Source organism: Ferrimonas aestuarii (genome assembly GCF_005116665.1).
Lineage (GTDB): Bacteria > Pseudomonadota > Gammaproteobacteria > Enterobacterales > Shewanellaceae > Ferrimonas > Ferrimonas aestuarii.
This window is the reverse complement of the sequence record NZ_SWCJ01000009.1, coordinates 1-21,359: the sequence shown is the minus strand read 5'-3', so window position 1 is coordinate 21,359 and position 21,359 is coordinate 1. Positions and strand designations below refer to the sequence as shown.

The following is a 21,359-nucleotide window of genomic DNA, read 5'->3' as shown; positions in this document are numbered from 1 at the left end:
GGTGATTTAATTCCCTAGGTTCATTAGGTATTGGCGCTCATTGGCATTGGTAATGCCGTTTAGCGTCAGTGGATATTGGGCCTTAGCTTCCACAAAACGCTGCACTCGCTCTGTATTTGGTACTCGGAAGCTTAACTTTACCTCCTGGTTCATTGGCACAAAGCGCCAATTATTATCGGCACTGGGTGATACGCTGCCGTTGGCTTCGGATTGAATACGGATGTAGTTAGCCAAAATATCTCGGTTGGCATCCGGAGCATTGATAACCACGTGATCGGCGCCGGTGCCGGGGAAGTTCCCGCCGCCATTGGCTCGGTAGTTATTAGAGGCGATAATGAACTCTTGCGACTCAGATACCTGTTGCCCTTGGAAACTGAGATTCTTGATTCGGTTGGCATCGTCATTGATCAACTCACAGCCATTGGCGTACTTTGCCGGTTCGCTAAGGTCAATGTGGTAGTTCACGCCGTCAATGACATCAAAGTTGTAGGTTGGGAAACTGTCGAAGGCCACTAAGGGCTGCAGCGCATCACTGTGTGGATCTATCTGGTTAAACATGCCAGCGCTGCACTCCAGCCACTCTTTGAGCTCGGCACCGGTCACTTTCAATGCCACCAAGGTGTTGGGATAGAGGTAGAGGTCGGCTGCCGCCTTAAAGGAGAGCGCACCTTTGGCAACGGTGACAAAGCTGGACTCGTCGCTGCAGTCACCGTCTCGAGTGCAGGCTTTAAAGGGCGCTGAGGCTGACAGGACCGGTAAGTGCTTTAGTGCTTCGTCGGTGGCAATAAGCGCCTCGACATAGGCTTTCTGGGCGTCGGAGACGATCTGCACCGATGGATCATCTTGCACCAGCGCCAAAAAGCTGTAGATGTCATCATCGGACTGGCCGATGGGCTGATTGACGTACTCTAAGGTGGCATCGTGCGCTAAGGTAACCGCGTGTGAAATTTGCGCATCGGCTGCCACGCTTGGTTCATCGCCGTTCATGACCCCGGGCACACTTACTTTGTGCATCAGTGTGTGCCACTGGTCGTTATATCGAGCCAACGAGAAATCGATGATGCCTAAATGGCTTCCCCAATAGCCAGGCATGACCGCAGGAACCCCGTTGATGGTGCCCGCGTTGATATCGGCTCCTTCGGTATCGGCATAGTGATCGGAAGGAAAAACCAGGTGGGAGTGACCAAATAGGATGGCGTCAATTCCCTCAACCTGAGACAGGTACCAACTGGAGTGCTCAGCGAGTTTGGTTTGGTGGTAATCCTCGGTGCTGATGCCGGAGTGAGGGATAGCAATAATGAGATCGGCTCCAGCCTCAATCATCTCTGGCACAAAACGCTCAGCCATCGCTTTGATGTCCTTCGCAATCACCTTTCCTTCAAGGTTGTTTTTGTCCCATTGCATGATCTGTGGCGGCACAAATCCGATGTAGCCAAGGGTGATCTCCACGGCTTCGCCACTGCGATCCACAAGGGTTTTGGTCTGCAGGTGGTAAGCGTCATATTTAAGTTGGTCGTTGTCTGGGTTGTCGTCACCGTCGTCAATAAACACGTTGGCGCTGATGTAGGGAAAGTTGGCGTCATTGACACTCTCTGCCAAGAACGTCAGTCCATAGTTAAACTCATGATTGCCGTAGTTACCGACATCGTAGTTGAGTAAATTCATTGCCTGATAGACTGGATGAACCTCACCGTTCGTTATCCCTTTTGCGGCCATGTAATCGCCCATGGGACTGCCTTGGATAAGATCGCCATTGTCCACCAGTACCGAGTTCTGTGGTTGTGATAACTCCGCTCTTGCTCCTTTGATTAAGCTGGCGGTACGCACAAGGCCAAACTTGGGCACAATGGTGTCAGAGTAGTAGTTGTAATCAGTGATATTTGCGTGGATGTCGGTGGTTTCCATTACCCGAAGGTCGGCATAGGCATCGCCATTAATCAGCGGGATTAGTGCTGTAAGTTGGCCGCGAATGCCATCGGTGTTGCCCGCATCCACTTGAGTCGCCAGTTGGTCTAGTTGGTCATCAAGCCAGGTTTTTTCCTCGGACGTTAATTGAGGGTGGCCGTTCACAGTGTCAATCAATCCAGACACCTCGTTGGCCAACTGAGCCTGTTCACTGGGCTGGTCGTCATCGCTACTGCTGCAGCCGGTGCCGAACAGTACGGTCCCTAAAATCAGTGGCAGTGCTTTGACCGAAAGCAGCTGAAATTCCTTATTCATATTGGTTCCATCATCTTGAAGTGGTTCGATTATTTTGTGCGGATTTGCGCCGTTAACTTCGCCGCTTTTGGTGACAAACTCGCCTCAAATTGATGTCACTTAGATGACGTGAAGCCAAGGAGCTTTCCGGCAAAAACTTCCATTGGCTGTGACACAATTTTGTCGTATCGCGTTCATATGGCTGGGTTTTACTGCTAGGGCTTATCAATTCGATGAGTAATCAAATCAAAGGAATAAGGAATTTCCAGATGAAAAACTACTCACTATTACCCCTAGTTGGGCTGCTGGTCACAGCCCAGGCTCAAGCCTATGGCTGGAACTATCCTGCCCCAGAAAAAGCCCCGGAAGCAGGGCAGAGTAATGGCAAAACCGTTCTGTTTGATGTCTCCCACGGTGGAACCGAAGGCAATGCGGATTGGGTTATTGATGGCGCATTTTCAGATTTCGCCGATGCGCTGGTGACTCAAGGCTATCGAGTTAAGGAGTATCGCGGCGTTGACCTTAATGGCAATGGCGTTATCGATTACGTTGACGATCTGAACCAGCCAAACGCCCAAGGAAACGAAGCGATCATCACCTACAGCGCCATCGCCGAAGCGGATGTATTGGTGTTGGCGGAAACCAATCGCCCCTTTACCCAAACGGAGTACGCCGCCCTTGAGCAATTTGTTGCTGCGGGTAAAGGGATCTTCTTTATCGCCGATCATTACAATGCGGATCGCAATCTCAATACCTGGGATGCCACCGAGGTGTTTAATGGCTACAACCGCTCAGCGTTAAGTCAATACAATCTGGGCGGTGCCTACGGTGACCTTCGCAACCCGCAGCAGGCCAACGCCGGTTGGTTGGCACAGAATTTTGGCATCCGTTTTCGTTTTAATGGTGTGGATTACAAGGCCGGCGTCAGCGGGGTTGAGCCATCGAATCAAACCGAAGGACTGACCCAAGGGGTGGAGCCCATATTAATGGCGGCCGGTGCTACCCTCGCCATCGTTGATGAAACTAAGGCGAAGGGCTTGGTCTATTTTTCCAGCTCAGACACCCCCACCAAATGGAGACACGCGGTAGACAGCGGCATCTACCTTGGCGGCCGTGCGGAAGGACCCTATGTGGCCATCGCTAAATCCGGCGCGGGTAAAGCGGCCTTTATTGGCGATTCATCCCCCATTGAGGACGCAAGCCCCAAATACAAGCGTCAGGACAATGGCAACAGCAAGAAGACCTATCCTGGTTGGACTGACCCCGGCCATGCGTCGGTGCTGGCAGTCAACATCATTAACTGGTTGGCAACGCCTGAAAGTTACACCGAGTTTGGCAGTGTGGCCCATCCTGCTGGAGAGCCAACGCCATCGCCTATGGTGGCGGTAGAGCAAGACGACCCTGATAACGGTCAGCCCTGGAGTCAGCCGTCGGGAAGCTACAACCCTTGGGACAGCTCAACATTCGCATTTGGCGCTTATGGGGCATCATCGGGGCCTGGTGGTGACAACGGTGGCGATCCTAGCGATCCAACGCCGCCTACGGGTACCCTGTCAGTCACTCAGGCATTGGCATTGGGGCAGGGCACTGAGGTGCGAGTTTCAGGCGTCATTACCGCAGAGCTCAATGGGGAATATGCCCTGCTGCTGGCGGACAGCAGCGATAATAGCGTGACCATCAACGTCAAATTGGAAAGCCAGTATCGGGCTGAATTCAGCCCTGTAAATAACCCTGAGTTGATTGGAAAGACGCTTATTGTTAGCGGTCGACGTGACAGTTACATGTCCGGTCCGAGCATTGAATACGTTAATGAGATGGCGATTGCCCAGCCATACCAGTCAGTCAATGAGGTGTTGTCACTGGAAGAGGGGGCGAAGGTGGATATGGTTGGGGTGGTGTCTGCACCCTTTAACAGTGTGTATGCGGTCGAGTTGACCGATGAATCTGGGGTGGGGTCAATCAATGTGCAGCTGCCTTCGGCCTTTCGAGCTCAGTATAGCCCCAACAATAACGCCGATATTGTGGGGGCGCTGATCCGCGTGCAGGGTAAGAAGCAGCGCTATGCGAACCTACCTGGGGTGAAGTCGGTTACCGCCATCGATACCCTGTCGATGACAGAGCCCGTTGACCCCGCTCCCGGCGGGGTACCGGAGCAGGCCCTAAGCATCACCGAAGCTCGGGCGTTGCCAAGTGGACAACAGGTGCTGGTCTATGGCGTCATTACCGAGGCGGTAAACGATGTCTATGGGCTAAAACTCGAAGATGGTAACAGTGAGCTGTTAATCAAACTTGAGGCCGACCAGCGCGGTGAGTTTAGCCCCAAACTGAACCCTCAACTGCTGCAGCAGACGCTGGTGGTGCGGGGTAAGCGAGACAACTACATGAGTCAGCCAAGCATTGAACAGGTGTCTGAAATCTATTTGGTTGACTAGATAAACCCTGAAAAATAAGGCTCAGCCTCGATGGCTGAGCCTGTTGATTAGAAGCCGATCATGGTGTTAATGACGATGGCGTTGACAATGTCGATGAAGAAACCGCACACCAGAGGCACCACGATAAAGGCTTGCCTTGCGGCGCCGTACTGCTGGGTGACCGCTTGCATATTAACGATGGCCGTCGCGGTAGAGCCCAAGGTAACCCCGCCAAAACCGGCGCAGATCACCGCCGCCTGATAATCCTTGCCCATGGCTCGAAATACCACCCACAGGGTGAAACAGACCGACATCAAAACCTGTAAGCCCACCACGGTACAGATGTAGACAAAACTGCCCTCCAGTTTCCAGATCTGCAGGCTCATCAGCGCCATGGTTAAGAACATCCCCAAACAGATGTCGGAGATGAGCGTGAGGCCATGCTCCGCGTCGTCGGCGTAGTTTTTAAGGGTTGGATTTTTGAGGCGGCCTAATAACCAGCGGCCGAAGTTTCCTAAAGCGATACCCGCCAGCAAACACGCGACGAACAGAGGCAGCTTCACCCCGGCCGCTTCAAGGGATTCATTAAGGCTGTAGCCTAAAATCATCGAGACGTTAAGCCACAACCAGGCACGCAGTACGCCGAAATAGTTAACGCTGATGTTTCGGGCCGCTTCATTGTGACGAGTACCGATGGTCAGATCGTCATTGTGACTGGTTTCTAGGTTATGGCGCTTAACCAGAAACGCGGCAATGGGGCCACCGATGCAGCAGGCACCAATCAAGCCTAAGGTGTTCGAGGCCACCCCCAACTCGGTGGCGTTTGCAATACCCAGCTCTTGGACAAAGGTGGGTGCCCACGCCATGGTGGTGCCCACACCGCCGGTTAGAGAGACTGAGCCAGACATCAATCCCGCTCGAGGGTCTAGCCCAAATAGGGAGGCCACGCTCATTCCCAACACGTTCTGCAGGACAATGTAACTGGAGGCCAGCACCAACAGAATAAGCAGTGGCTTTCCGCCTTTTAGCAGGGTTTGAATGTCGGCGCGTAGGCCAATTCCAGTAAAAAAGTACACCAGCAGCCAATCCATCACTTCCAATTGAAAGGTCAACTGATAATCGAACAGGTAGTACGCCAGACCAACAACGATGGCACAGGCAAAGCCGCCCACAACCGGCTCTGGAATACTGTATTTTTGCAAAATCGCGTATTTGAGCGTCAGGGCTTTGCCAGCGAACAACACAATGATCGCCAGTGTGAAAGAGACAAAGGCCGGCACGGTAACGGATTGAATATCCATGAACTCTCCATTAGATGGAAGCGTCGCCCCATTTCAAACAACAGGAGCGGTAATCGAGGGTGGATGAAAAGCAACAACGGTAAACATAGCCCATTAAAATACCAAGTGAAATTAAATGAAATTGGGGGTTGGTTTAGCTTAGGTTCAGGTTGAGATTCAGTATTGGTGGCGCGTAAACGAATCATAAGTCGCATAATCTTACGTAGATTTCAGAGATTCCCCTGAGAGGCCTGCGCCCATTCGCACCATACTTAGCGCTCACAACAAGGAGCGTTGCCATGATCTACACAGTAAAGCCCGGAGATACCCTGTCATCCATCGCTAAAGAACAGCTTGGTTCGCTGCAGGCGGTAAATCAGATTGTTGAATTAAATCATCTCGCCGATCCCAATCAGATATTTGTTGGCCAGAAGCTGACCCTGCCCCCAGAGCAAGCGCCAGCGAAAGAGCAGATTGCCACAGTGAGCTCGCCTCAAAATCGCCCCAGTGTCTCTTCGTCCGATTTCGTTGAACTAACCCCGCCATTGTTAATGCGAGCGGTGCCTAAACTCCGCTCACAGCGTGTGGACGACCTTTGCGCCGCTTTGAATGAGGTGTTGCCCCGTTATCAGATCGTTGGCACGCGGCGTCAGGCGCATTTTTTAGCTCAGGTTGGCCATGAGTCCATGAGTTTTCTTGCCACCACGGAAAACCTGAATTACAGCGCGACTGCGCTGCAATCGACCTTTGGTAAGTACTTTCCAACGGACGCTTTGGCTGAGGCGTACGCCCGTCAGCCGGAAAAGATCGCCAATCGGGTCTATGCCGATCGAATGGGCAATGGCAGTGAGTCCAGCGGCGACGGCTGGCGTTATCGAGGCCGAGGTTTCATTCAACTGACGGGCAAAGACAACTATCGACGTTTTGCCTCCGATACAGGCACCGATGTGGTAAGCCAGCCGGATCTGATTGCTAATCACATGGAACTGGCGGTCGGCTCAGCGTGCTGGTATTGGCAAAGCCGGAATATTAATCGTTATGCCGATGGCGGCAGCAGTGGTGATCCCAATAACATCGTTATCATCACCAAGCTTATCAACGGTGGCGTCAACGGCCTCGCCGATAGAACCGACCGTTTTGAACAGGCGATGTCGGCGTTGACCTCCTAAAATCCCAATCGGTTGTTCATGCCTAAATAGATTAGCCCGAGTCCCTCGGGCTATTTTTTTGGGGAATAAGCTCTCTTTGACGGTGTTAGCAGGTTGAATGCGTGATGGCAGCGGTCACGGGTGCGATGCCCTGTTCGTTTTGCTGTGGCTGGCCGACAAGATTGTTAATCTAGGCCGTTGTCTTCGACAGCTTTAGGATGAATTTGGTAGTATGCGCCCTTTTTTATTGAGGGTGGATTTATGGCATCACGGTTTGAGCTGTTGGCTCCAGGAGGGGATCTGGAGTCCATCAAGGCTGCCATTGCGGCAGGGGCTGATGCCATCTACTGCGGTCTTGGGCGGTTTAATGCGAGAAATCGTGCCCAAAACCTTTCGCTGGACGATCTCAACGCCATATTGCCATTAGCTCACGGGCGTGGGGTTAAGGTGTTTGTCACTCTCAATATCATGGTGCTGGAAACCGAGATTCCCGCATTTGTTCGAACGCTCAGCCAGTTGTATCAAACTGCGGTTGATGGCGTGATTGTTCAAGATCTGGGGGCGCTGCTCCTGATTCAACGCCACTTCCCCGAGTTTGAACTGCACGCATCAACTCAGATGAACACCCACAACGTTGGCCAGATGGCTCTGCTGAAGCAATTTGGGGTGAAGCGGGTGAATCTGTCCCGAGAGCTCAGCCTATCTGAGATCGCCGAACTGGGTAACTATGCCAAGTCGCAACAGATGGACACAGAGGTATTCGTCCACGGCTCCTATTGCGTCAGCGTGTCTGGCTTGTGCTTAATGAGCTCGTGGCAATCGGGCTCTTCCGGAAACCGAGGCCGCTGCAGTCAACCTTGCCGCGATGCGTATCAGCAGACCAAAGCGGGCCATCGCTACCCCCTAAATATGAAAGATAACTGCGCCTTTGAATCGGTCGCTCAGTTGGCTGACGCCAACGCATATTCCCTCAAAATCGAAGGCCGAATTAAAAAGCCTCATTATGTGTATCAGGTGGTAAAGCAGTGGCGACAGCAGATCGATCGTTTCGATGGGGGAAACACGGCGTCAAAGGATAAAGAGGCACTCTATCAGGTGTTTAACCGCGACTTTAGTGCCGACTATCTGACTGGAGAGCTGGGAAGTCAGATGTTCATTGATAATCCAATGGATTTCGCACCCTATCATCGGGCCAACAAGTTGGGTGTGGATGGCGGCTCAGTGGCTTTTAAACAGATTAAGCAGCGATTGTATCAAGATAAGACCGAACTGATGGCGCATATGGCTGCCGACATCGCAACCTTGACCGAAGACTTCGCGGCGGCTGTGCCCATTAAATCCAGACAAGGGGCTCAGGTTGAGCTTAGTAAGCTAAGCCATCCTGAACACGAGGTCAGCGCACGGCTGACCCTGATTGTGGATGATCCAGTTGCTGCCGACGACTGTGGGAAGGCGGGCATCGATTGTTTTTATGGCTTGCCATCTCGCATCAGCCAAGAGCTAACTTCACTGGCATCGACGCTGAATCAACGGCCAGATCTGGGCCTTTGGTTACCGGCAGTCCTCTTTGGTGAGGATTACAAGCGCCTGCAGTTGCTGTTGGCTCAGTTACGCCCACGAACCTTAGTGGTGAACAACCTAGGCTGCGCCGAACTGGCCCAGAGATTGGGTTTTGATTGGATCGCAGGCCCAGAGCTAAATCTGGCCAACAGCTACGCTTTGCAAGCGCTCGAAGCTTTAGGGGCTAAAGGAGCCATGGTGTCTGGGGAGCTGAGTGACAAACAGGTTCGCCACATTAAGCGGCCCAATGGGTTTGAGCTTGGGGCGGTGATCAGCGCGCCGCAAAAATTGATGACTTCCCGTCAATGTCTTATCCAACAGACCCGAGGCTGTCGTCTGGCACGGATGGATGAGCACTGCGTAAGCGACTGTCACAAGCGGGCCAAATTGGAGAGCGAATCTGGGCAGCTTTTTCACGTTGTGAAGAGGAAAGGGGAGCACTGTGCCCTGTATGCCGACCGACATAGCTTAAATCTACGCCTGCTGCGTGCCCTTGAGGGGAGGTTATCGATGGCGGTGGTGGACACGCGTAAATTGCCATCTGCAACCCAGTGCAAATTGGAACAAAAGCCATGGCTAGCGGCGTGGCAACAGGCGCTCAGTGGTGACACGCAGTGCATCGAGTCTGCGTATGCCAACACCTGTGAGCAGATGGTAAAACGGGGCCTGTAACGACCCCGTTTGTTTCGTTTGGGCTAGATGCGCTCAAACTGATACACACTGGTGTGCTGATAACGCTCCCCTGGCCGAAGAATGCCTTTGGTATCACCAGGCTGATTGGGAGCATCAGGCCAAAGGCCTGGCTCCAATGCGATGCCTTGATGGTGTTTGTAGCAGCGGCCTTCGTAGGCTGGGGTGCCGCCCAAATGGTTGCCGGTGTAGATCTGCATGCCTGGTTGGTCAGAATGCAGGGTCATTTTCAGGCCGGTTGTTGGGGCGGTGACCGTTACTCGAGGCTTAAGCTGGCGGTCATCGTTGGTCCACAGATAGCAGTGATCCAGCCCGCCTACTTGACGAATCTCTTCCAAGGGCTGCTCAAACAGGTCGCCAATGCGGGCGTTGCCACTGAGGTTGAGTGGACTTTTATCGCTGCGCTCCAAAGTGACCGGAATGCCCTCATTGTCGGTAAGAACGATGTAGGGGGCGTGACACTCCAGTTGGTAGTCGGTGAGCGCATGACCAAAGTTGAAGTAGCTGTGCTGGGTGAGATTCACCGGGCAGGGCTTGTCCACCTCCGCCGCCATCTCTACCTTCCAATTGCTACCGTCTAGGCGATAGTTCACCACCACATCCAGATTCCCCGGGAATCCGGCTTCGCCATCGGCGCTGGTTAGCTTAAGCTGCAGGCCATCTTCAATGGGGCAGAGCTGGAATACACGGTGGTGGAAGCCGGCGAGACCGCCATGGAGGTGATGGGGGTAAAGGTTAGCGTCCAGCTCTAGGGTTTGGCCGTCGACTTTACAGCTGCTGTTGGCAATGCGGTTGGCCCAGCGGCCGACGATGGAACCCAAACAGGCTTTTTGAGAGAGGTAGTCGCCGGCGCTATCACAGCCTAAAACCAGATTTTGCCAGCTGCCGTCATCGCGTTTTAGTTCGAGCTTTCGGACAATGCCGCCAAGGGCGAGCACCTCCATTCGAATCTGACCATTGTCTAGTTGATAACGGGGTAGTAGGCCAACGCGGTAGTGCTCCCACGCGGGCAAAGAGGTAATGCTAACGGACACGACAGGCTCCTGAACTGGCTTTCGTGTTGAAGAAGGTAGCATAAAGTCCCGAATTTTTGGGATATTCCTGTACAACTCTGTCCACAACTGCTTGCTTTTTATCCGATGGCAGCAGAGAAACAACGCATCCGCCAAACCCGCCGCCAGTCATGCGAACTCCGCCAGTATCGCCAATTTCCGAGTGAATGATGCTCACTAAGGCGTCGATGGCCGGCACGGTGATCTCAAAATCTTCCGCCATCGATTGATGAGAGCTGCGCATGATTTGAGAGATGGCGGCAGGGTTGTTGGCCACTAGGGCATCGGCCAACCCCAGCACACGTTGGTTTTCACTTAAGACGTGACGAGCTCGCCGAAACATCACAGGGTCTAGCTGCGATCGGGCTTCATTAAGCTCTTCGATGGAAAGCCCTCGTAAGGAGTTGTGACCGAAAAAGCGTGCAACCTGCTCACACTGTTGCCGTCTTAGGTTGTATTCGGAGTCAACCAGCCCCCGCTTGACGTTGGAGTGCACAATCAAAAGCTCCATCTCCGCTGGGATGGGGATCCCTTGCCAGCTGAGGCTTTGGCAATCGATCAGCGCCGCGTAGCTCTGGGTGCCGATGGCGCTGATGAGCTGATCCATGATGCCGCATTGGCAGCCAACAAATTCATTTTCTGCCTGCTGGGCAACTTGGGCCAAGCCAAGGCCCGACAATCCCAACTGCAGCTGATCATTCAGCGCGTAGGCAAAGGCGATGGAGAGGGCGGCGGAGGAGCTTAGCCCAGCGCCCAGCGGAACGTCACCTCGAACCATGAGATCAAAACCGCTCAGACGATATCCTCGCTTGACCAATACCTGAGTGATCCCTTTTAGGTAATCTGACCACGGCGCGTCATGGCTGGGCTGGGCCTTGTCCAGATCCCAGCGACTGCGCTGGTTGTCGTAGTTGCAGGCCACCGCAATAAATTGATGGTCTTGACGGGGCTTGATGGCGATCTGAGTGGCGAAGTTGATGGCGCAGGGCAGCACGAAACCCTGATTGTAATCCGTATGCTCGCCAATCAGATTAACCCGCCCAGGGGCTTGATAAATGGCCGAGGGAGCATAGCCGAACTCCAAAACAAAGGCATCGGTAAGGGATAACATCATTTCCTCTCCATGGAGTAGTGAGTTGAGCACAGCGACCTGAGAGTGTGGGCTGCTTGCTCCGGGGTGATGTCCCGTTGGGATTCAGAGAGCATTTCGTAGCCAACCATAAACTTTCGCACCGTGGCGCTGCGAAGCAGTGGCGGATAAAAATGGCCGTGCAGCTGCCAATGGGCGCCATTTCGATCGGCCCCTGGGGCCCCATGCCAACCCATGGAGAAGGGAAATGAACATCTAAACAGATTGTCGTAGCGGATCAGCAGCCCTTGCAAAATGCTGGCTAACTGTACGGCTTCATCGTCCCCAAGACCGTCCAAATGGGCTATGTGGCGCTTTGGCAACAGCAAGGTTTCATAGGGCCAAGCCGCCCAGTAGGGCACCAAGACGGTCCAATAGTCGTTATCCAACACGATGCGCTCTTTAAGCGTTAGCTCCTGCTTCAGGTAGTCCAGCAGCAGATTGGATTGATGCTGCTTGCTGTAGGCTTCGAGGTTGGCATCGGTGCGCTGCGCGAGTGTGGGCAGGTGATTTACGGCCCAGATCTGCCCATGGGGATGGGGGTTGGAGCAGCCCATCATCTCACCCCGATTCTCAAAAATCTGCACCCATGGATAGTGCTGACGCAGCTCCTGTGCCTGTTGCCGCCACATTTTTACTACTTCCACCACCTTAGCTTCCGCCATGGTGGCCAGTGTTTGGCTGTGATGGGGGGAGTAGCACAGTACCCGGCACTCTCCCTCGGCGCGTTGGCTTTGAAACAGGCGACTTTGTGACTGAAAGGCCGTATTGCGGCCATAACGGTCAGATGGTGATTGAGGTGAGGCCACCGCCGCAAAGTCATTGCGAAACACAAAGGGGCCATCGTAGTTAGGGTTCTGCTCACCATTTATGCGTTGATTATTGGGGCAGAGGTAGCAGTTGGCATCGTGTTCCACGTCGGGAATCGCCGCGGCACTCTCCTGTGCTCCTTGCCAGGGGCGTTTGCTTCGGTGCGGGGAGACCAGTACCCAATCGCCACTTAATGGGTTGTAGCGGCGATGGGGCTGCTCGTTGTGTTTCAAGTCCATCTACTGTCCTTGTGCCTGGAGTTGAGATTGCGGCTGGCCACCTAGTAACTTACTAAATAATAGTGTTAAAACAACGGTTACGCACAAAGTGATGCCCATATTATGGATAAAGTGCAGCGGCGTTTCGTTCACGCCTAGCAGTACTAAAGGGTCGCCCACGAAGGTGTAGATGGCATAGAGGCATACCCCAAACACCATGCCCAATTTAATGGCAATGGGGTGGACATTGCGAAATACCAGCGCACAGATGAAGGCGGCTAATACGGGCATTGAGTAGAGTCCGTTGAGCTGCTGCAGCAGGTTGATGATGCTGTCGGCGCCAGCAAATACCGGTACCAGTGCCACGGCAACCACGGTAAACACCAGTGCTGTGCGTGTGCCGATGCGCTTTACGCAGGCGTTTTTATCGATGTAGTTATGGTGAATGTCGCAGGTATACAGGGCGGCGGCGGAGTTTAGACAGGAGTTGAAAGAGCTGAGCACCGCACCAAAGATCACCGCCGCAAAGGCACCGGAAAGTGGCGCCGGTAAGATGTCCGCCACCAAACGGCCATAACTGGCATCACCGATGTCGCCGTAGAGTTTAAAGGCGACGATACCGGGCAGCACAACGATTAATGGAATCAGCAGCTTAAACACTGCGGTGAGATAGAGCCCTTTTTGAGCCTCTTTTACGCTTTTGGCCGCCAACGCTCGCTGGGTGATCACCATGTTGGTGCCCCAATAGAAGATCTGAATAAACAGCATGCCGGTGAACAAGGTGGAGAGGGGAATCTCAGAGTCCGGTGCGCCGATTAAGGTTAACCGCTCTGCCGGTATGCCGCTTAAGTCCCAACCGATGGCTTCCAGTGCCAACACCGTGACGATGGCACCCAATGCCAGCAGCCCGATGCCGTTGAGGCTGTCTGAGATGGCTATGGCTCGTAAGCCGCCAAAAATGGCGTAGGCAGCACCGCTGATGGCAAAGAACATGGCGATGCAAAGCACGGGGGACAACCCTAACACACTGAACTGGATATCAAACATCGACACCATAAACAGTGAGCCGGTGTAGAGCACCGTTGGCAGCAAAATAAACATGTAGCCAGCCATAAACAGCAGTGATACCAGGGCGCGGATGCCTTTATCTTGATATCGGCGCTCCAGCAGTTCGGTGGTGGTGGTGCAGCCATAACGGTAGTAGATGGGGATAAGCCATTTCGCCAGAATGACGATGCCGATGGCTGCGGCGATCTCCCACCAAGCGATCAGTAGGGTTTGGGCGCCATTCATGCCGACGATCTGTTCGGCGCTGATGTTGGTCATCATCATTGAACCGGCAACCACCAGCCAAGAGAGGCCGCCACCGGCGAGAAAGTAGTCTCTACTGTCGTTGGTATCTCGCGGTGCATGACGACACTTAAGATAGGTAAAAAGGGCAACGCTCAGGGTGAGCAGCAAAAAGATGCCGCCCTGAATCAAGGTGCTACCGTCCATGGTGAGTTTTCCTTTACTGATTATTGTTTTTGACGATCACTTATCGATAGTGCTTACTGGCATCCTCGCCGGCTCGAAGAGGCACTAGGATCAGGGTAAATCGGTGTTTACCTGGGTTTAGGGTGAACTGTTCGTGCACCGGGCGTCCCCAGGAGGTGTCGCCGCCAACCCCCATCTGGCGATAATCCAGATTCCAAGTCACTGAATTAGCAAGGGCGATTTCGCCGCCGTGTTTGCTGGTCACCGGTACTAGGCCGGAAGCGGACTCGCTGCCATCTTTGGTAGGGTCGTAATCGATCTCTGCAAGGGCAAAGGGCCAAGCACTGCTTTGCAGGGGGCCTTGGGCGATGGCCATTAAGCCTAACCCGTGCTGATTTCGCAGGGCCACGTAACGAAGGTCGGTGCGAAGGCCGGTCTCCTGAGGGCGACTGTACCGATGCCAGGCATCGTCCACCGGCAGTGCATAGCGGCCGATGGCGCTGCCGGAATTTCTATCCCAGTAGTTCTCCTCGGGGCCGCGGCCATACCAACTAAGGAAGCGATAGGGGAATTCAAGCTCCGTGGTCAGGCCGAATTTCGGCAGTTTTGGCAGTGCTGGGTCTGCATCCAGCATCAGCTCGATCTCAAGGCGACCATCACCGGCAAGCAGATAACGCACTTCAAGGGATATGCCTTGAGGGTGGTGATAGAAACGGCGGAATTGATGGCCTCCGTCATGGGCTTCATCGGATTGGCGCTCTAACACCAACTCCGAGGCGGCATGACGCCAAAAATCGGCCCACTCCACCATCTGATTGCCCAGATCGTTATCCGTTGGTGGACGCCAAAATTGCGCCACCAGAGGCGCAGTGAGTAGCGGCTGGCCATCGATTGTGATGTTATTAAGCCAGCCTTGTTCGTTAAATCCAATTTGCAGGCCATTGGCACTGAATTGACCGGCTTGGTAGGACAATGGCTTGCCCTCAGTTGGCATCACCGGTGACAGGGTTTTGCGTTTGAGCTCAAACTGATCCCAGGCAATCAGGTGGCCGGTATCCAGCCCAAATGACGGGATGGCTTGGCGAGCTTCCAGCGTCAGTACGTAGTCGCCATTGCCTGCGGTCGCGAGCGCGGCGGCGGGCAAGGTGAGAAGCGAGCTTGCGCCCGCAGGGGTGTCTGGCACGGCTAATTTGTCTGTGGCGACAGTGACGCCATCTCGCTGGAGTCGCCAATAGAATGCATAGGATGAGCTCGAGATGAAATCAAAGCGGTTGTTCAGCTCAATCGTTCCCTGGCGAGTTTGGATAAAGCGAAACGGCTGATACACCTTTTTAACCTCGGCTAGGTGAGGGTGCGGGTTGCGATGAGGATCCACCAGGCCGTTATTTAAGAAGTTGCCGTCGGTAGGAAGGTCGGGATGGTAATCTTTACCGTAGGCCAGATAGGTTTGGCCTTTATCATTGGTGCGTTCCCAAGATTGGTCTACCCAGTCCCAGATAAAGCCGCCTTGCAGGGCAGGGTAGCGGTTGATCACTTGCCAGTACTCTTTTAAGTTGCCGACAGAGTTGCCCATGGCGTGGGCGTACTCGATCATGATGCCGGGGCGGTCGGGGTTGTTGGCAGCAAACTTCTCCAAACGCTCGATGGAGGGGTACATGGGGCAGAATATGTCGGTGTAACGGGCCAAACCTGCAGGCTCGTACTGCACTGGCCTACTGGGATCTCGCTGCTTCACCCAGTCATACATCTGCTCGAACACTTGACCGTGACCCGCCTCATTGCCAAGGGACCAGATGATGATTGACGGGTGGTTTTTATCTCGCTCGACCATGCGCTTTACCCGCTCAAGGTGCGCCGGGTACCAGCTCATCTCGTTGCCAATTTGTGTATCCTCACTGATTGCCAGAGGGTGCGACTCAATATTGGCCTCGCCCACCACATAGAGCCCGTATCTGTCGGTCAGTGTTAGCCAGTAGGGGTCATTGGGGTAATGGGCCGTGCGCACCGCATTGATGTTGTTTTGCTTCATTAGCCGGATGTCTTGCTCCATCCGTGCTCGACTTACCACATGCCCGGTATAGGGATCCGTCTCATGGCGGTCAACACCTCGAATGGTGATCGCCTTGCCATTCACCAATAGCTGACTGTTTTGTATCTGGATATGGCGAAAGCCTATCTGCTGAGTGGTGGCTTCGATCTCCTGACCCTCGGCGTCGACAACGCTTACCAGCAGGGTGTAGAGGTTTGGCGTTTCGGCACTCCATAGGGCTGGGGCGTCAATCTGGTGTTTTATCTGCTGGGAATTGGGAGCGCCTGCCTTGATGGTGAGTTGGCTGCGCTTAAAGGAGACGGTTTTCATCCCTAAACGGGGATCCAGCAGTTTGGTGATTACGCTGTAGTTGGCCTCTTGCTGGTCTTCATTGCGCAGCGTTATGCCCAAATTAACTGTGCCCTTTGAGAAGTTCTTATTAAGCTCTGCGTTGGCATCGATGTCGGCCAAATAGGTCTTGGGGGTGCTGTAGAGATAAACGTCTCGCTCAATGCCTGTGACCCTAAGCATGTCTTGGCTTTCCAGATAACTGGCATCAGACCATCGCATAATGCGAAACGCCAGTAGGTTATCTCCTTCGGTAACGTAGTCGCTGATGTCGAATTCCGCTGGCGTTTTTGCCCCCTGACTGTATCCCACCTCTTTACCATTGACGTACACCGTTAAGGCGGAGCGGGCAGCGCCGACGTGCAGCCATACTTTTCGCGACTGCCAGTTGCTGGGGAGGGTAAAGGTTTTGCGATAAGAGCCGGTGGGGTTGTAGTCGGTGGGGGCATCTGGCCAGCTGGTGGTGAAAGGGTAGCGTTCATCCAGATAGATGGCGTGGCCAAAACCTTGTGACTCCCAATTTCCGGGTACGTGAATCTCCGACCAGTTCTCGGGGGTAAACTTGGGGAGGTAGAAATCCGCAGGTGCATTCGCGGGCTTTTCTACCCAGTGAAATGGCCAGTTGCCATTCAAGCTAAGGTAGTTAGGGCTATCTACTTGTGCCTGAGACAGGGCTGCCTCTGATGAAGTATGACCAAAAAAACTGGCCCTAGGCTTCGCCTTGTTGATCTGAAAAACGGTGTGATCTTGCCAGCGTTCCTGTGCCATGACGACGTTACTCAGCAGTGCGCCAGCGATGGCGACATTTCTCAGTGAGATTAAGGACATTCCCTGTTCCTTTGTTGTTTTTATCTGGTCAAGGTGTCAATCAAGTGACATTTTTTTAACATCCTATCGATATATTTGAATAATGTATACACTTTGGCGCACAATGACATAACAACCGCACTGCGAGAGTGCGGTTGTTGTCACTACGGTGGCTGCTGAGCTGGTTTTTATGAGGCGGATTTTAGGCCGATAAGAAACTGCGTTAGCTCGCTGGTGGCGTAGGTAGTGGTTGGCGCGGTGATGTCGCTGCGGTTAACGAGTACCGTCTTCATTCCCATGGACGCGGCCGTTTCTAGGTTGGCCGGTTGGTCGTCAAACATCATTGCTTTGTTCGGATCGACGTCGAACTTGCGGCAAATTCGCTCATAGGCGATGGCGTCTGGCTTCATTTTGAAGTCGGTATCTTCCACGGAAAAGATGCCGTCGAAACAATTCTGTAACTCCATCTTCTCCAGTAGGCGCTTGGCGTAAGGCAGCGCGGAATTGGTGAAGATGTATTTCCTGTTTTGCAACCCATTTAGCGCCGTGGCCAGCTGCGGTTGCGGGTGCAGTAAGCTGGTGTCGACGTTGTGGGCGTAAACACTGAAGTCATCCAAATCCACTTCTGGGTGATGTTGTTGCAGGCCACGCAATGTTCCGCCATATCGGTGATAGTAACCAAAACAGAGCTCAGTGGCTTGTTCAAAACTAAGGTTCAATGAGTTGGCAACATAGCGTTTCATTCGTTGACCGATCTGGTCAAGAATACCGGCACTGGGTAGATAAAGCGTATTATCAAGATCAAAGAGGAGTACAGTCTGTTCGAATTCAAGTTTGTTCAAAAAATAACCTTTACAACTTGTTAACATTTTGGTTTTTATTTATTCCCTCATCATCTCCCCGCTGGCAAAAATATACAACACTCATTTTATAATCCTTTTAAATCAGTATCTTGCGTTGGTTGTTTCATTTGAGCTTCAATTAATTGCTTAAATTAAATACTTTATACAATCTTAAGTGTTTCTAAATTTGTATCTAATGGAAACCGTTTTGAAATGAAATTGTTGATTTAAGGTTTTTCGTATGTAGTATGTTTTCCTGTTAATAACAAAAAATAACAATCGGATTGCGGGTTATTAACGCACACAGCAATCATTTAGGGAGATATAATAATGAGAATGGAAAGTACGTTGTCCAAGTCTATCAAGCTGGCGCTGATTTCAGCGGTAGGTGTGACAGGCATGGTTGGCTTTGGTGCAGTCGCACAGGAGCAGGAAGCCGAAGAAGTAGAACGTATTGAAGTTACCGGTTCGCGCATTAAGCGTATCGGTGATCTGTCCCCAACCCCGGTGACCGTGGTAACTGGCGCACAGATGGCAGATATGGGTATTACTAACGTAGCCGATATCCTTAACCAACTGCCGTCCTCCACTGTTGGCTTGTCACCAGAAACCTCCAATAACTTCATTTTTGCTAATGGTTTGAATACCACAAACCTACGAGGTTTAGGGGCAGATCGTACCCTGGTTTTGGTAAATGGCCGTCGTTTCGTGGCTGGTTCAAATGGTAATTCAGCAGTTGACTTGAATACCATTCCAACGGCAATTGTTGAGCGTATTGAAGTGGTCACCGGCGGTGCCTCTGCTGTATACGGTTCTGATGCGATTGCTGGCGTGGTGAACATCATCACTCGTAAAGATATCCAAGGTGCTGAAGTCGATCTGTCGTACATCCAGCCTGAGCAGAGCGGCGGTGAAGAGATGCAGGCGTCTTTCACCTTCGGTGGTGATTACTTGGATGGCAAATTGTCCAGTGTTTTCAACGTAACTTATGCTGAACAGAAGCAGTTGAAAGCAACTGACCGAGACTTCTTGAGCAACCCTGTCGGTAGCATTCACAATCCCGATAATGTTGATGGTGAAGACGGTTTGCCAGCTCGAATTCAATACGAGGGGCGTAAGCCACTGTCTTGGATCAATGAGGCCGGTACCTTCTTTACTTCAGAGGGCCAGTTTACCTTTGATGAAAATGGTAACCTGAAACCATTCGACTATGGGGAAGGCTTAATCCCAGGTCCTGATTATGCAAACAATAATGGGAATTATTGTGGCCCAAGCTGTGAAGGCTACGATCCAACCAATTACTCCTTTATTCGAACTCCTCTTGAACGCTGGGTATTAACATTTAACAATGATTATGAAATCAATGACGATCATAAAATTGTTTCTGAAATTACCTACGCCAAGTATGACACCCATGGTGAGAGCTCTCCGGTATTCCACACCTATGATCCTGCAAATACAGTGAAAGCGGATAACGCTTTCTTGACAGCAGAAACTAAAGCACTTCTAGATAGAACCGGTGCTGATGAGTTTACTTTCTATCGTATCGATACCGAGTTTGGTAACCGAAAATATGAGCAAGAGCGTGAAACGCTGCGCTTTATGCTCGGTTTAGAGGGTGCTATTAATGATAACTGGGAATACAGCGTTTACGCGCAGAAAGGCGCTCTAGAAGAGACAACCTTGTGGACGGGTGAAATTTGGGATCAGCGTTATCATCAAGCCAAAGATGCAATTGTTGATGCCAATGGCAACATCGTATGTCGTGATGAAGCCGCTCGCGCTGCCGGTTGTGTACCGTTAAACCTATTTGGTGTGAATCAAGCGAGTCAGGAGGCGATTGACTGGGTTCAAACATCTGCTGGTCGTAGTGCGGACACAGATCAATTTAGTGCGGGTGCCTTCTTAAGTGGTAGTGTCTATGAATTGCCTGCTGGCGATTTGGGTGTTGCTTTCAGTATCGAATACCGTAAAGAAGAAGCGAGTACCACTCCAGACCAAGCACTTATTGACGGTACTATTTTTGGTAATACTGCTGTACCTTCTGATGGCGACTACGATGTAACTGAAGCAGCTATCGAGATGAGCATCCCTGTATTTGACGGTATGTTCTTGGCAGATGATCTGACTTTCGATCTGGCGTACCGCTGGATGGACTACAGCACCGCAGGTAAAGAGGACGCTTGGAAGCTGGGCGTAAGCTGGGCACCAATTGCTGATCTTCGTTTCCGTGCTAACAAGTCCAAGTCCGTACGTGCACCAAACATCGGCGAACTGTTTGATCCAGGCGGACAGACGTTTGCCAGTATCACAGATGTTTGTGATGTCGCTAACATTGATCAAGGTCCAAACGAAAATCGTAAGAAGAACTGTACCGCTGCTGGTTACGGTAACGGCTGGAATCCAACAGATGATTGGTACCAAGGCTCTCGCCCAGGTTCGATTTCTGGTAACCCAGACCTAGATGCTGAGACCTCCCGTGATTACACCATCGGTTTCGTTTATACCCCAAGCTTCATCGAAGATTTTTCCGTTACGATGGATTATTGGTCTTTTGAGATCACCGATGCAATTAACTATATCTCGGTAAATACCGCGGTTCGTTACTGTTACGACTCTGAGTCGCTAGATAACATCTACTGTGGCCTGTTTACTCGTGATAGCGTCACTGGAAACATTATTGATTTCGTTGAGCGTCCGGTGAATTCTGCGTCATTCGACGTGAAAGGCTTGGATATTGAGACCGACTACCGTTTCTCTCTGGACTCTCTGGGTGATTTCCGCATTCACTTGATTGCAACCTATCTGGAAAAGTGGGAGTACAATCCAACAGGTTTCGAAGCGGATCTGCAAAAAGATGTGGGTGAATACACTGACCCACGTTGGAAAGCTCGCTTTACTGTTAGCTGGACTTACGATGAATTGACCATCGATGCGTTGGCCAACTATCGTCACTCTGCGGTAGCCAGCAACGATTGGCAGCCAGAGAACAACAACTACAACGACATTCCATCTCACACCACTTGGGACTTCACCGGTACCTATGATGTGAACCAAGACTGGACTCTGCGTTTTGGTGTTCTTAATGCCTTCGATAAGGCTCCACCACGTAATCCGTATGTATACGATGGTGATGGCCTATATGATACCCAAGGCCGCGCATTCTTCTTGGGAACCAACTACCGTTTCTAAGAGTGCAATGACGTAATAAGGGGCTTCGGCCCCTTTTTTAAGGTTCTTCGCGGATGAGCGGGGAATAGATACAGAAACGGCTGGTTAGGTTAGAGTTTCATCGCCAAACAAAACCACTCACCAGCCACCAGCCGTTTCGATGTCGCAGCTTACCTTTCCTATTGAGCT

12 protein-coding genes are annotated in these 21,359 nt (G+C 52.2%); 4 read left to right on the top strand and 8 right to left on the bottom strand.

The window, feature by feature from the left end; all coding sequences use genetic code 11:
- Positions 1–6 precede the first annotated feature (6 nt).
- Positions 7–2,220 carry a bifunctional 2',3'-cyclic-nucleotide 2'-phosphodiesterase/3'-nucleotidase gene (locus FCL42_RS12485; RefSeq protein WP_136863756.1) on the bottom strand — a complete coding sequence of 738 codons (2,214 nt, stop codon included), beginning with the start codon at positions 2,218–2,220 and terminating at the stop codon, positions 7–9.
- Between the two features lie 248 nt (positions 2,221–2,468).
- Here FCL42_RS12485 and FCL42_RS12480 point away from each other — a divergent pair, with 248 nt between their 5' ends.
- Positions 2,469–4,631, top strand: a complete 2,163-nt coding sequence (locus FCL42_RS12480) for a DUF6359 domain-containing protein (RefSeq protein ID WP_136863755.1) — start codon at positions 2,469–2,471, stop codon at positions 4,629–4,631.
- 47 nt (positions 4,632–4,678) lie between these two features.
- Here the strand turns inward: FCL42_RS12480 and gltS are convergent, their stop codons facing one another.
- Positions 4,679–5,911, bottom strand: a complete 1,233-nt coding sequence (gene gltS / locus FCL42_RS12475) for a sodium/glutamate symporter (RefSeq protein ID WP_136863754.1) — start codon at positions 5,909–5,911, stop codon at positions 4,679–4,681.
- Between the two features lie 278 nt (positions 5,912–6,189).
- Between gltS and FCL42_RS12470 the strand changes: the two genes are divergently transcribed.
- Together FCL42_RS12470 and FCL42_RS12465 are read left to right on the top strand one after the other, a co-directional pair.
- Positions 6,190–7,059: a LysM peptidoglycan-binding domain-containing protein gene (locus FCL42_RS12470; protein WP_136863753.1), complete on the top strand. Its 870-nt coding sequence runs from the start codon at positions 6,190–6,192 to the stop codon at positions 7,057–7,059.
- A gap of 240 nt (positions 7,060–7,299) precedes the next feature.
- Positions 7,300–9,270, top strand: a complete 1,971-nt coding sequence (locus tag FCL42_RS12465) for a U32 family peptidase (protein ID WP_136863752.1) — start codon at positions 7,300–7,302, stop codon at positions 9,268–9,270.
- Positions 9,271–9,293: 23 nt separating this feature from the next.
- On the opposite strand, the gene FCL42_RS12460 is transcribed toward FCL42_RS12465, so the two are convergent.
- The 6 genes from FCL42_RS12460 to FCL42_RS12435 all read right to left on the bottom strand — a co-directional run bounded on the left by FCL42_RS12460 (position 9,294) and on the right by FCL42_RS12435 (position 17,999).
- Positions 9,294–10,322, bottom strand: a complete 1,029-nt coding sequence (locus FCL42_RS12460) for an aldose epimerase family protein (RefSeq protein WP_169308381.1) — start codon at positions 10,320–10,322, stop codon at positions 9,294–9,296.
- Complete coding sequence (gene galK / locus FCL42_RS12455) at positions 10,312–11,454, bottom strand: galactokinase (RefSeq protein WP_136863750.1); 1,143 nt, start codon at positions 11,452–11,454, stop codon at positions 10,312–10,314. The genes FCL42_RS12460 and galK overlap by 11 nt, the downstream gene beginning before the upstream one ends.
- Complete coding sequence (locus FCL42_RS12450) at positions 11,451–12,518, bottom strand: UDP-glucose--hexose-1-phosphate uridylyltransferase (RefSeq protein WP_136863749.1); 1,068 nt, start codon at positions 12,516–12,518, stop codon at positions 11,451–11,453. Before FCL42_RS12450 ends, galK begins: the two co-directional genes overlap by 4 nt.
- A complete protein-coding gene (locus FCL42_RS12445) occupies positions 12,519–13,994 on the bottom strand; it encodes a solute:sodium symporter family transporter (RefSeq protein WP_136863748.1) in 1,476 nt (491 codons plus the stop codon).
- A 40-nt stretch (positions 13,995–14,034) separates the two neighbouring features.
- Positions 14,035–17,178 (bottom strand): glycoside hydrolase family 2 TIM barrel-domain containing protein, encoded by a 3,144-nt coding sequence (locus FCL42_RS12440; protein ID WP_136863747.1) that lies wholly within the window; start codon positions 17,176–17,178, stop codon positions 14,035–14,037.
- Positions 17,179–17,345: 167 nt separating this feature from the next.
- Positions 17,346–17,999, bottom strand: a complete 654-nt coding sequence (locus tag FCL42_RS12435; protein WP_136863746.1) for a pyrimidine 5'-nucleotidase — start codon at positions 17,997–17,999, stop codon at positions 17,346–17,348.
- A gap of 330 nt (positions 18,000–18,329) precedes the next feature.
- Between FCL42_RS12435 and FCL42_RS12430 the strand changes: the two genes are divergently transcribed.
- Positions 18,330–21,191, top strand: a complete 2,862-nt coding sequence (locus FCL42_RS12430; protein ID WP_136863745.1) for a TonB-dependent receptor — start codon at positions 18,330–18,332, stop codon at positions 21,189–21,191.
- Positions 21,192–21,359 lie beyond the last annotated feature (168 nt).

Bases quoted from the DNA above. Each gene is read 5' to 3' on its own strand.
- FCL42_RS12485 (WP_136863756.1), bottom strand. From the start codon at position 2,220: ATGAATAAGGAATTTCAGCTGCTTTCGGTCAAAGCACTGCCACTGATT.
- FCL42_RS12480 (WP_136863755.1), top strand. From the start codon at position 2,469: ATGAAAAACTACTCACTATTACCCCTAGTTGGGCTGCTGGTCACAGCC.
- gltS (WP_136863754.1), bottom strand. From the start codon at position 5,911: ATGGATATTCAATCCGTTACCGTGCCGGCCTTTGTCTCTTTCACACTG.
- FCL42_RS12470 (WP_136863753.1), top strand. From the start codon at position 6,190: ATGATCTACACAGTAAAGCCCGGAGATACCCTGTCATCCATCGCTAAA.
- FCL42_RS12465 (WP_136863752.1), top strand. From the start codon at position 7,300: ATGGCATCACGGTTTGAGCTGTTGGCTCCAGGAGGGGATCTGGAGTCC.
- galK (WP_136863750.1), bottom strand. From the start codon at position 11,454: ATGATGTTATCCCTTACCGATGCCTTTGTTTTGGAGTTCGGCTATGCT.
- FCL42_RS12450 (WP_136863749.1), bottom strand. From the start codon at position 12,518: ATGGACTTGAAACACAACGAGCAGCCCCATCGCCGCTACAACCCATTA.
- FCL42_RS12445 (WP_136863748.1), bottom strand. From the start codon at position 13,994: ATGGACGGTAGCACCTTGATTCAGGGCGGCATCTTTTTGCTGCTCACC.
- FCL42_RS12440 (WP_136863747.1), bottom strand. From the start codon at position 17,178: ATGTCCTTAATCTCACTGAGAAATGTCGCCATCGCTGGCGCACTGCTG.
- FCL42_RS12430 (WP_136863745.1), top strand. From the start codon at position 18,330: ATGAGAATGGAAAGTACGTTGTCCAAGTCTATCAAGCTGGCGCTGATT.